General features: G+C 49.9%; 9 protein-coding genes. 6 read left to right on the plus strand and 3 right to left on the minus strand.

The features are described from left to right. Nucleotides 1-421: 421 nt before the first annotated feature. Both A3844_RS11105 and A3844_RS11110 read right to left on the minus strand, forming a co-directional pair. Nucleotides 422-2,044, minus strand: coding sequence for a response regulator transcription factor (locus tag A3844_RS11105; protein ID WP_074107421.1), 1,623 nt, complete (start codon nt 2,042-2,044; stop codon nt 422-424). Next, nucleotides 2,022-3,848: a cache domain-containing sensor histidine kinase gene (locus A3844_RS11110; RefSeq protein WP_074107422.1), complete on the minus strand. Its 1,827-nt coding sequence runs from the start codon at nt 3,846-3,848 to the stop codon at nt 2,022-2,024. The genes A3844_RS11105 and A3844_RS11110 overlap by 23 nt, the downstream gene beginning before the upstream one ends. Before the next feature lie 209 nt (nt 3,849-4,057). Between A3844_RS11110 and A3844_RS11115 the strand changes: the two genes are divergently transcribed. The 6 genes from A3844_RS11115 to A3844_RS11140 all read left to right on the plus strand — a co-directional run bounded on the left by A3844_RS11115 (nt 4,058) and on the right by A3844_RS11140 (nt 10,652). Beyond that, entirely contained in the window at nt 4,058-5,326 is a 1,269-nt protein-coding gene (locus tag A3844_RS11115) for a sugar ABC transporter substrate-binding protein (protein ID WP_074107423.1), read from the plus strand. 102 nt (nt 5,327-5,428) lie between these two features. Beyond that, entirely contained in the window at nt 5,429-6,304 is an 876-nt protein-coding gene (locus tag A3844_RS11120) for a carbohydrate ABC transporter permease (protein ID WP_074107424.1), read from the plus strand. A 13-nt stretch (nt 6,305-6,317) separates the two neighbouring features. Further along, complete coding sequence (locus A3844_RS11125) at nt 6,318-7,163, plus strand: carbohydrate ABC transporter permease (RefSeq protein WP_074107425.1); 846 nt, start codon at nt 6,318-6,320, stop codon at nt 7,161-7,163. A 21-nt stretch (nt 7,164-7,184) separates the two neighbouring features. Then, the gene (locus A3844_RS11130) at nt 7,185-8,294 is read left to right on the plus strand and encodes a glycoside hydrolase family 172 protein (RefSeq protein ID WP_341864890.1); all 1,110 of its coding nucleotides are present in this window, start codon (nt 7,185-7,187) and stop codon (nt 8,292-8,294) included. A gap of 95 nt (nt 8,295-8,389) precedes the next feature. Further along, nucleotides 8,390-9,703 (plus strand): ABC transporter substrate-binding protein, encoded by a 1,314-nt coding sequence (locus A3844_RS11135; RefSeq protein WP_074107426.1) that lies wholly within the window; start codon nt 8,390-8,392, stop codon nt 9,701-9,703. Between the two features lie 499 nt (nt 9,704-10,202). Further along, nucleotides 10,203-10,652 (plus strand): GNAT family N-acetyltransferase, encoded by a 450-nt coding sequence (locus A3844_RS11140; RefSeq protein WP_074107427.1) that lies wholly within the window; start codon nt 10,203-10,205, stop codon nt 10,650-10,652. A gap of 296 nt (nt 10,653-10,948) precedes the next feature. On the opposite strand, the gene A3844_RS11145 is transcribed toward A3844_RS11140, so the two are convergent. After that, nucleotides 10,949-11,911: a glycoside hydrolase family 43 protein gene (locus tag A3844_RS11145; RefSeq protein ID WP_074107428.1), complete on the minus strand. Its 963-nt coding sequence runs from the start codon at nt 11,909-11,911 to the stop codon at nt 10,949-10,951. Between the last annotated feature and the right edge of the window lie 15 nt (nt 11,912-11,926).

Below are 11,926 nucleotides of genomic sequence, written 5' to 3' on the forward strand. Positions count from 1 at the left end.
ATCAACTATTGTCCAAATATCATTGTTATATTTTTCAATACTTGTAATAGTTGTATCGCACAGGGGAGAAATCGTTCTACAAGCGCGAAATAAAACTCATCATTAGGAAGGTACCGGACCACTTTCCATAAAGAAATTTCCGATTTTCCCATCAAAAAACTTGCCCCTACTTGTGATACGGTTCACCGTGCTAGCTGAAGGGGCAAGTTATTGATCCTGATCGGACTAATATATACTCTCCTGGATACCTAGATAGGGACCCTGATTTGAAAAGCTTTCACCTGGATGGACCATTATCCTCGGTGATTACCTCCAGGTACACCCGGAACGGAAGGTAGATGTGATTCGTTTTGTGCGAGAGGGGATGTTTCTCTGAAAGCACAACAATTCCGGGCTTTAAGTAGTCCTGTTTGATTACGCACTACTCTCCGCCACCTTCTCCCCCTGCCTCCTTCCGCCACTCCCGCGGGGTCATGCCCGTTAGCTTGTTGAAGATTTTGCTGAAATAACGACCGTCCGGGTATCCTACCCTCTCAGCGATGGAAGCGATCTTGTACTGTTTGTTCATAAGCAGGATTTTGGCGTTCTCAATGCGGACCCGTTCAAGATATTCGGACTGATTCTCGTGAAACACCTGTTTGAATCGACGGGAGACATATTCACGGCTCAGGAAGAACTGGCTTGCGATTTCCTGGAGCGACAGATCGTGCATATAGTTAAGGTCAATGTACTGCTTGATCGAATGGATGACGTCATATTCCTGTAAGCGGGAATCTTTCAGAACCTCGGCGATTTCCAGAAAAGCATTCGTCCATTCCTTCTGCCATTCCTCCAACGATAGCCGGCCGTCCGGCCCGATCGGAAACAGCCACTGGGAGGAAGTCCGGGCGGTTTCGCCTGCGGCACGGTCCGTGTCCTGCAGCAAATGGCTGCGGAGCATTTCAAATTCATACCGCCAGTACTTCAACTGTTCCCAGGTCACGGCATGCAGTTGTTCAATCGCCTGTACCCAATTGGCGACGGCGCCCTTGATCTGGCGTTGCTCCCCTTTGTGAATAGCGGCCGAAATCGAGCTGCTGTAATCGGCCAAGACGATTCTTTTGTCGGAGGTGGCGGCAGGAATATCGTCATAACTGTGAATCCAGGTGTTCGGTCCCAGAAAGGAAACGGAAAGGGCTGTGTGCAGCATCTGCTGAAATCCGGTGTGAATGTCCTGCGGGAAGGAGACCCTGCCGCTGCAGGCAAAATGAAAGCGTGCTCCAAGCACATGGTACAACGCCTCATTGATGGCTGTCAGCTTCCTGCTGTTGCCCCCAAAATCACCAGTCAGCAGCAGAAGGATACCATAATTGGGATCGGCATGCTTGAAGGCATATCCATTCCTGGAAGAACCGATAACCTCATTGCAGATGTTAAGCATTAAAAAATACAGAAGGTCGATATTCCTTCCGAATTTCTCCAGTACAGTACGCGGCAGCGGATCAGAGATCAGCATCACGAGCTGGCATTCCCGAACGGCGGACCACTCGAAGGATGCCTGAAGCTCATCAGCGACGATAGAGTAGCCATCCGGCTGTGAAACAACGCCTGACAGCATTTTGTCCCAATACATAGGCAGGGTTTTGTTGATCTCGACATCCCTGCGGATATTCAGAAGCCGCGCTTCATCATCTTTCAGCCACGTATCCACCGCATTGCGGAGTGCTTCGAGCAGTTCATTGCGGTTAATCGGCTTAAGCAAGTAGTCAAGTCCGCCGTGCCTCATCGTCTTCCGGATATAGGTGTAATCGTCATAGCCGCTGATCACAATCCTCTTCGATTCAGGCGCATGGTCCCCGATCCATTGCAGAAGCGTGAGGCCGTCCACATTGGGCATTTTCATATCCGTAAAAATAATCTCCGGCTGCTCACTTCGAATCAGCTCCATAGCCGCTGCCCCGTCGCAAGCTTCAATCACATCGGTGATCTGAAAATCTTCCCACTGGACCAGAAGCCGGATTGAATCTCTTACATCGGTCTCATCATCCACGATCAGTACTTTCATAGAGCCTGCAGTCCTTTCGTTGCGGGATTCTGATAACTACATAAAAGCCCGAAGGCTGGACCTGTCCTATCGATACCCCAGCCTCGTCGTTAAAGAACAAAGAGAGTCTTGAGATCACATTGATCAGACCGATACTGCCCCCCACCGTACCTCCGGAGGCTTCTTGCTTAATGCGCTGCTTCAACCGCTCCAGGTTCTCCGGTGTAATGCCAAGCCCGTTATCCCGGATTGAAATAGTCAGCCCATCTTCGCCGCTTTCCAGCTTAATGTCTATTTCGGCATTTTGCATCGTTTCAAATCCATGTTTGAAGCAGTTTTCTACAAGAGGCTGCAGGATCATTTTGGGTACAAGCAGTTCCAGAGCGGAAGGTTCGGCAATGTCAATGGTGCAGTGCAGACGTTCCTTGAACCGCTGCTTCTGCAGTTCCAGATAGGCCTCAACATGAGCAATCTCTTTGGTGAGAGGGACAATGGACTCCTCGGTATTCATATTGTAGTGCATCATTAGCCCCAGCGAGGAGGTCAGCTCGTATATCTTGGGCACCTTGTTGTGCAAAGCCACAGATCCGATGGACTGCAGGGTATTAAAGATAAAATGCGGATTGATCTGAGCCTGAAGCGCCTTCAGCTGGTTATCCTTGTTGGCAAGCTCCAGCCGGAGTTCCCGCATGATCAGATTGTCGATCGTATCGACCATATTCTTGATCGCGCTGCCAAGAACCCCGACCTCATCGCTGCGTTCCGAATCCACATCAAACTGCAGCTTCCCCAATTTGATCCGCCGGATCGACTCGGTCAATTTCTTGATCGGGGTGGTTAGCTTAAGCGACACGTACAGCGTTGCCGCAATCGAAATGACCAGAAAGCTTATCAGGACAAGCACATTCATACGAAGCACGCGTGACGCGTTGTTGTATAGATAGCTGTCCGGAATCTGCTTGGCTACAATCCAGGTCCGCCCGAACTGCTCAAATCTCTCGAAGACGACAATCCCTTGGAAGCCGCCGTTCTCATTCCAGTAAAAATGGCCGGAGCCATAGCTGTAGCGGGCATGCTCCAGCCAGGCATAAGACGGTTTTTGCCCAATCTGGCTTTCCTCGGAGGCATAAATGACGGTACCGGTATCATCCAGCAGATAGATGTTTTCTTCTCCCTTGTCATAGAGCATGTTCATAATATTACGAAAGCCGTCAAGCTTGAAGTCGATGGATACTATGCCGACCCTCTCTTTGAGCGGTGCCCGGTAGATCGGGCGATGAATGGTAAACACCGTGTTGGACGGGCTGTAGGGGAATTCCTCCATGCCGTAATTATGCGATTGGTGGGGCGGCTCCAGATAGGGATCATTTTTGTCCAAAGGTTGATTGAAGTGGCCGTCAAGACCGGCGTTGCCCGCCGTCCGCTTCAGATAGCCGTTGATCAGCAGCCAGGATTGATGGGTCAGGTCGGAGTAGAGATAGACCTGCTGAATATCCTTGGCCGACTGTTCAATGGCATGGAGACCGGAGTAAATATTAATCTCGACCAAAAAATCGCTGTAGCCCCGATTCAGGATGTTATAGAGGCTATTTGGCATTTGAATATTGTTGTATACGTACAGGGAAATGCTGTTCATCCCGCTGAGCAGATTGCTCAAGCTCGTAGTCCCTTGCCGTACCGTGTTTGAATTTTCCCGGATAGCGTCTTCCTTTAACGAGTGCTTGGTATAGAAGTAGGAAATCAGGATAGATGCGGTGATCGGCAGGAGGATGGCGACCATCAGGAACATGCTCAACTTATAGCGGATGCTACGGCGGAATTTCATGGCGGTCCCCCTCGCTCTACGAATTGGTTAACAGTCTAGCACCGCCTTGCAGGAAGGTCAATAAAGGCCCCGGTGCTGAAATGGATATATGACCCATATCACGATTTTACACATTTTTGATCAATTACGGCTGTTTTTCGCTTGTATGGCAGCAGCTATACTGATAGTGTAAAGCGCTTACAAGAAAAACAAAACAGGGAGGTTATGGTATGAAACGATTGTGGTCCCTATTCTTGACCGGCTCCTTAACCATCGCGGTTGCACTGTCTGGTTGCTCCAGTAATGGCTCCAAGGCAAACGAGACGACGTCCGGAACAAAGGATGCCGGAAACGCAGGAAAGGATGAGATTACCCTCTATACCATTCAATCCACGAATCCTAAATTTCAGGATTGGCTCAAAGAAGCGGAGGAAAAGAGTGGTGTGAAGATCAACTGGGTCGCCGCGCCGACCGATTCGGATACCCGCCAGCAGAAGGTATCGACGATACTTTCCTCGGGTGACAATACCGTTGACATTCTTGAGATCAATGATGAAATGGCAACCTCTTTTAAAAATGCCGGTTGGCTGGAGCCGCTGCAGGATACAGTCCTGACCGGGGATGTCCTGAAACAGCTGCCGCAGGGCTATATGAAGGATATGCTGACCTCAAGCAAAGGTGATCTGGTCGGCGTCCCCAGCTATACCGGTTATCTTGGCCTATGGGTCGATCAGAAGAAGCTCGATGCCGCAGGCATGACTTCCATTAACAACGAAGAAGACTTTGTGAAATTTCTGAAAGCGACGACCAAAGACGGTCAGTACGGATACGGCGGCTCCTGGGAAAAGACGTATGTCTTCAACGAAATCGCGACCTTCGTCAATCTGTTCGGGGGCGATTACTTTGACTGGAGCAATGAAGGCAGCCGCAAGGCGGTCAAATTCATGTACGACATGGCCAATACCTGGAAGGTTACGCCGGTGGATCAAATTGCGGACAAATATGAACAGATGAACCAGAAGTTCATCGACGGCAAATATGCTTCGGTCTTCATGTGGGGAACCGGTACGGATTACAAGCAGGCGAACCGCTACGGTGAAGATCAGATCCATATGATCAATATGCCGGAATTTGCGAAACGGAGCATCTTCACGGATTCCTGGAGTTATGTCCTGAACTCGGCTTCCAAGAACAAGGACGCTGCCATCAAGTTCCTGAAATATGCTGCCAGCGAAGACGGGGAATTGAACAGTTGGAAGAACTTTGACCGCTATCCGGCCAGAGCGGATGTCGCGGCCAAAGAAGAGGTTACCGGAGACATCAAAACGATTTACAACGAGATCCAATCCACCAACGAAGTGCATGGGCGTCCGATGCTGCCGCAGACGATGGAGTTCATCTCCGAGATGGGAACGCTGTTTCAGAACTACATCCAAGACAAAATTACGCTGGATGATTTCTGCAAAAAGGCACAGGAAGCCGTTGAACGTTACAAATAATCAGGGCCATTTCCCGGCAGCATAAGCAGGCGGATCTGTAGATGCCTGCTTGTGCCGCCCGTATTCTACGGATATGGCTATCCTGCGAGGAAGGTGCGTTATATGTATGCCAGCAAAAAATATTGGATGATTGCCTGGATTCTTGTACTGCCGGCGCTGCTGATCCGGATCTTCACAACTATATATCCCATTATCGAAACCTTCCATATCAGCTTGTTTGAGGTCAAACTGCTGCAGGGCATCCGAAAGTTTGTCGGCTTGGATAACTATATTCAGCTTTTCCACGATTCAAAAATGATTACCTCTATCCGGTTTACAGCCATTTTCGTCGTGGGATCGATGATTGGCCATATTGTGCTCGGAATCATCCTGGCGCTAATTCTCAATATGAAATTCAGAGGACAAAAGGTACTCCGAACCATCGTACTGCTTCCCTGGGCCATGCCGATGGTCGTGATCGCCATGGCGTCCAAATGGGCATTCAACAACGAATATGGTCTGATCAATGACTTTATCCGCCGGTTCGCCCCTTCCTTCAATCTGGACTGGTTAATCTACACCAATACAGCCCGCAGCGCCGTAATCGCCGTGGACCTATGGAAGGACCTGCCTTTCTTCGCCATTCTGGTGCTGGCCGGTCTGCAATTCATCTCCTCGGACATGTATGAGGCCGCCAAAATTGACGGGGCCGGAAGCATCCGCTCCTTTTTCAGCATTACGCTTCCGCTTATTTCCAGAAACATTCTGATGCTCAGCATATTCTTCACCATGTGGCGCATTACTTCCTTTGATGTGGTATACGCGATGACAAGCGGCGGGCCGGGTGAGAGCACCGCACTTATTGCCTACCGGGTAACCACCGAAGCGTTTACGAATCTGAATACCGGCTACGCCGCTTCGATCGCCGTCGTGCTGTTCCTGGTGATGGCTGTACTCAGCGGGCTCAGTATGTCGGCAGCCAAACGCGTAGACTATTAAGGAGCGATATCCTATGATCCCCAAAAACTCCAGATCTGTGCCGCTGACCCTGACCATATGGGGATTGGCTGCCATTGTCGCCTTTCTTATTCTTTTTCCGCTGTGGTGGATCTTTATTTCATCCATTACACCGGCCGGAGAGCTATTCTCCAAACCGGTCAAGTACTGGCCGGTCCATCCGACCTTGGACAGCTACCGTTATCTGATCAAGAATGTGGGCCTGTTACCCAAAATAGGGAATACCGCAATTATTGTGGGGCTATCCATCCTGATTGGTATGATCATCTCCGTCATGGCTGCCTTCAGTTTTGCCCGTTTCCGCACCAGAGGATTATCCATTGCCGTCGGTTTCCTGCTGGCCTCCATGCTTATTCCCGATGTGGTGACCGCGCGGCCGCTGTATGACTTTCTGCGCAGCGTTCATTTATACGATACGTATACCGGCCTGATTATCCTGTATATCAGCGGTATTCTTCCGTTCACCATCCTGATTCTGCAGAACTATCTGAATGATATTCCGGTCTCCATAGAGGAATCCGCCTCTATTGACGGCTGCGGCTTTTTTCAGTCGATGTTCTATGTCACGATTCCGCTCCTGAGACCGGCGCTGGCAACAGTATGTATCGTCAACTTTATCACCTGCCTGAACAACTTTTTTACACCGCTGTTCTATTCCAATGGCATCTCTGTGCTCTCGACGGCCATTACACAGTTGCCTCTTAGAGACAATATGTACGCGGTGCCCTGGGATCTGGTTAGTGCTATGGGCTGGATCATCATCTTGCCCATCATTATATTCGTCGCCATCTTCCAGAGACAGATCATGGAAGGCATTATGGCCGGCGGCGTCAAAGGCTGATTACCGAGAGGAGAAGAACAAATGAATATGAACCCGTTTCAGGGAGGACTCTCATCGCTCCCTCTGATCAAGACCGGCAGAAGCCGGGCCATCAACGCAGAGAATCCGCACGGTGAAAAAGGAAAGGGAGGAATGGCCTCCGGCCCTCTCGGCCCCTCCCGCAAAGGCTCGCCCTGTATCCGGGACGTGGCGCCCGGAGCGACGATAACGTTGGCTGAGATCAGCGGCCCTGGCATTATCGAGCACATCTGGATTACGGTGACTGATCATACCGAGGCGGATACTTTTGTTCTGCGCGATCTGGTGCTGCGCATGTATTGGGACGATGAAACGGAGCCTTCTGTTGAGAGTCCACTGGGCGACTTCTTCTGCAATGGCTTCGGGAGAGGCTGCACCGTCAATTCCCAGCCGATAGTTGTAAATCCCACAAGAGGATTCAACTGTTATTTTCCGATGCCGTTCCGGAGCACAGCGAGAATTGAAATCGAGAACCAGCATGAAGCGTCAATTCCTGCCTTCTTCTATCAGATCGATTATTGCCTGCATGACGAGTTGCCTGAAGATACGGCTTACTTTCATGCGCAATGGAAGCGGCAGCGGATCACCGATAAAGCGGAGGATTATATCCTTCTCGACAACGTCAAAGGCCGCGGCCAGTACGTCGGAACCTACATGGCACTTACCACGCTGGAACGCTACTGGTGGGGAGAGGGCGAGATCAAGATGTATATCGACGGCGACGAGGAGTATCCGACCATCTGCGGCACCGGCACTGAAGATTATTTCGGCGGTGCCTGGAGCTTTGCGACTCAAAAGGACGGGAAGACGATTGAGAACACGTACTGCACGCCATACATGGGCTACCCCTACTATTCCAGCCATGACGAAGCCGTCCATAATCTGTACCACAATGACGATGCGCCGCCCATGCGGGGATTTTACCGCTGGCACATTCTGGATCCCATCCGGTTCCAGGAGGATCTGAAAGTAACAATTCAGCAGATCGGCGTGTACAAGAAGGGGCTTTTCGAACGCCAGGATGATGTGGCATCGGTCGCCTATTGGTATCAAACCGAGCCGCATCAGCCTTTCACACCGCTGATGGGCAAGGAGGAACGCTGGCCGCGCTAATAAGCCTGACTGCAGGAACAACGGCTTGTTTCCTCTTTTGGGGGATGGCGTTTATACTGGATGTGCAGCCATCTTGATTAACGAAGGGATATGCCATGAAGCTTAAATCCATGACCTTGACTGCCCTTTTGCTGGTCCTGGCCGTTATTGGCACCGCGTGCCGGGGGAGCAATAACCAAATTGTGAATGGCTCCGGCCCGGCAAGTGCCGCCGCAGAGCCGGGCCCTACTCTAAAGATCTTCAATTTCAAGGTCGAAATGGCCGAACAACTGGACACCCTGGTCAAACGGTATCAGGAGGAGACCGGCGTGAACATTGAAGTTGATACATGCGGCGGCGGCTGTGATTATAGTGCGGGACTCAAGACAAAGTTCAACTCCGGTGACAAGCCAGACATTTTTTTTGTGGCAGGCTATACCGATCTCGAGTTGTGGCAGGAGTATTTGGAAGATCTGTCCGACCAGCCATGGGTGGGCGATATGCTTGAATTGGCCAAGCCGGCTATTACAAAAGACGGAAAGATTTACGGTATGCCGCTCGCCCTGGAGGGCTGGGGCTTCATTTATAACAAGGACCTGTTCCGACAAGCCGGCATCAATTCCACACCAGCCACGCTGACGCAGCTGCGGGAAGCGGCCGACAAGCTTAGGGCGGCCAACATCCGTCCTTTTGAGAATGGCTATGCGGAGTGGTGGGTTCTGGGGAATCATCTGCTAAACACCGCATTCGCCCAGCAGCCAGATCCGGTCGCATTTATTGAACGATTGAAGAATGGCCGCGCCGCTCTGACGGACAATACGATATTTAAGGAATGGACAAGCCTGATAGATTTAACCGTCGAGTACGGCCAGCCCAATCCGCTGCAGACGGATTATTACACACAGGTTGCCAACTTTGCGAACGGACGCGCCGCCATGATGCAGCAGGGAACCTGGACGCAGCTGCAGCTCGACAAGCTCCACCCGAACCTCAATATCGGATTCCTGCCGATGCCGATCAACGATGATGCCAAGGCCATGAACAAGCTTCCTGTTGGCGTTGCGAATTATTGGGTGGTGCTGAAGAACTCAAGAACAGAGGAAGAAGCCAAAGCCTTTCTACGGTGGCTCGTTTCTTCCGGCACCGGCCAGGCGTTCATCGTGGATGATGCCAAGCTCATTCCGGCGTTCCGAAGCATTCCGGCGACCGAAGCTCAGCTTGGTCCCTTGTCTGGAGAGATTCTGTCCTATATCAAGGAAGGCAAGACGCTCCCCTGGTTATGGCAGCTGTACCCCGGCTACGAAGCGAACACCTCGCAAATGGCCACGCAAATCCAGTCTTATATCGGCAAGAAGATCGGGAAAGAAAAAATGCTTCAGGAATTCCAGAACATCTGGGACGATATGTCGGCAAAAGAAGCAAGCGAATAGCAGGGCTACAGAAGGGAGATTAACAGTTGTTCATAGCTGCTAATTTCCCTTTTTGTAACTACTTAATCCTTTCCGAGCAAGAACTTAGGGTCATCGAACAAAAGAAGCGGCTAACGGCGATATTGGAAAAGGCGAGGAGCCGATCAGCTTTTGCGTGCCACTTGGCGGGGAATTCCTTGTACACCCATTTAAATCGCCGAACTCTCATTTAAGCAAACTTGGAGATATGGTGCTTCACCTTTATTTACAATCATCTATACATTCTGACAAATACCCAGTAAATTTCTGGCCTCACTTCTCGCTATGCTACTATTGGCTGGTACTTTCCCCTGTCCACGGATTTATAAAAACTTGCCGCTATTTGTGATACGGTTCACCGCGCTGTCTGTAATGACAAGTTTTTCTGTACATCACTTGCAGTGTAAACAAAATAAAATTGTATTATTTATATTCATTTATATGTATAATTATAAAAAATACAAATTACGGAGGTTTCGCTATGTCAGCTTTAATAAGACCCGCAGCACTTGAAGATTTAAACGGGTTGACCGAATTGATGTATGATTATATCGTCGGCTTTTATCAAAATCCTGGTCCGCCTATCGATAAGGTCCATCATTTGATTCAAACTCTTTATGACACACAACAAGGTATCCAATTCGTTGCAGAAGAGAATGGCAGACTCATTGGTTTTGCTACACTCTATTTTACATTTAGCACTATGAAAGCAGATAAAATTGCTGTCATGAACGACCTCTTCGTCAAAGAAGCCTTTAGAGATACAGAACTGGAATCTCAGCTCTACCTGACATGTAAAAATTATTGCGTAGATCAGGGATTCGCCAATATGACTTGGATAACATCAATCAATAACACACGAGCTCAATCTTTCTTCAATAAAATGAACGCGGTCCTAGGGAAGGATTGGGTCCATTTCTCCATTAACTAAGCAGCTTGCATAGCGTGTACCCAAAAACTTGCCCCTACTTATGATACGGTTCACCGGAATGCACCTTCAAATAAACTGCCTGTTAGATTAATGCCCTTTCCGGTCTAATATTTTTTTCTCTGTATACAATTTTATCCCCCTAATCTAGGACTTCATTTTATTTTTTAGTCTATTCGTATATTTTCTTTTAACAGCAAAAAGTGCCCCGCAACCCTAATTAGGGCTGGCAGGACACTTTTTTCACTTTGCCTAATAGCTATTCATATACCAATGTTATGATACCTACATCTGCTTCCTTACTTCCCGCCATCCTTCACCGGCACTCCGAAATTCGGCGTGCCGTCTTCATTCCACTCCAGCACCTGGGCGCGGGTATGGCGGTTCGGATCATAGAGCGGGTCTCCGGTGATCTCCTTGTAATTACGCGCATGGTAGATCAGCACATCTTCCCCATTTTCGTTAACCGTGAAGCTATTGTGACCCGGACCATATTGTCCGTTCACTTCACTGGTCTGGAATACAGGCTCAGGGTGTTTGTTCCAGGAAGCGGCATCCAGCAGATCGCTGTCTTCGTCAGCTGTCAGCAGCCCCATGCAGTAATTATGGTCCGTGGCGCTGGCCGAGAAGCTCATGAAGATTTTGCCGCCCCGTTTCAGTACGGCCGCACCTTCGTTGACACTGAATCCGATAATTTCCCATTGATGCTCCGGTTTGGATATCATGGTCTGCGGGCCTTTCAGTGTCCACGAATTCTCCATCTCTGAAATGTACAGGTTGGAATTCCCCGGAATATCCGGGTCCTTCTGTGCCCATACATAGTAGAGCACTCCCTTGTGCTGGAAGGTTGTTGCGTCCAGAGCGAACGACTCCCAGGCTGTCTTCACCTGGCCCTTCTCCACCCAGTGTCCCTCCAGCGGATTCGCGGATTCGTTCTCCAGTGCGTACATACGGTGATCGAACAGCCCTTCCTTGGTCTCCGTAGTCCGGGCAGCCGCGAAGTAAATGTACCACTTGCCTTGAATATAATGGATCTCGGGAGCCCAGATGTTGGCACTGAGCGGCCCGGTCTCATGTTTGCGCCAGGCCACAGCAGGTACGGCATCCCGGAGGCCTTCAATGGTTTTGGCCCGCCGTACTTCAATCCGGTCGTATTCCGGCACCGAAGCCGTGAAGTAATAATAACCATCCGTATGCTTATAGACCCAAGGATCCGCACGCTGCTCCACAAGCGGATTGCTGTATTCTCTATTCCTACTCATAATGTTTCTCCTTTA

The organism is Paenibacillus helianthi (genome assembly GCF_001909055.1).
Taxonomy (GTDB): Bacteria; Bacillota; Bacilli; order Paenibacillales; family Paenibacillaceae; genus Paenibacillus_AQ; species Paenibacillus_AQ helianthi.

What these genes read in the sequence shown, in the direction of transcription:
- A3844_RS11105 (WP_074107421.1), bottom strand. Translation starts at nt 2,044, where the DNA reads ATGAAAGTACTGATCGTGGATGATGAGACCGATGTAAGAGATTCAATC.
- A3844_RS11135 (WP_074107426.1), top strand. Translation starts at nt 8,390, where the DNA reads ATGAAGCTTAAATCCATGACCTTGACTGCCCTTTTGCTGGTCCTGGCC.
- A3844_RS11145 (WP_074107428.1), bottom strand. Translation starts at nt 11,911, where the DNA reads ATGAGTAGGAATAGAGAATACAGCAATCCGCTTGTGGAGCAGCGTGCG.
- A3844_RS11130 (WP_341864890.1), top strand. Translation starts at nt 7,185, where the DNA reads ATGAATATGAACCCGTTTCAGGGAGGACTCTCATCGCTCCCTCTGATC.
- A3844_RS11110 (WP_074107422.1), bottom strand. Translation starts at nt 3,848, where the DNA reads ATGAAATTCCGCCGTAGCATCCGCTATAAGTTGAGCATGTTCCTGATG.
- A3844_RS11115 (WP_074107423.1), top strand. Translation starts at nt 4,058, where the DNA reads ATGAAACGATTGTGGTCCCTATTCTTGACCGGCTCCTTAACCATCGCG.
- A3844_RS11125 (WP_074107425.1), top strand. Translation starts at nt 6,318, where the DNA reads ATGATCCCCAAAAACTCCAGATCTGTGCCGCTGACCCTGACCATATGG.
- A3844_RS11140 (WP_074107427.1), top strand. Translation starts at nt 10,203, where the DNA reads ATGTCAGCTTTAATAAGACCCGCAGCACTTGAAGATTTAAACGGGTTG.
- A3844_RS11120 (WP_074107424.1), top strand. Translation starts at nt 5,429, where the DNA reads ATGTATGCCAGCAAAAAATATTGGATGATTGCCTGGATTCTTGTACTG.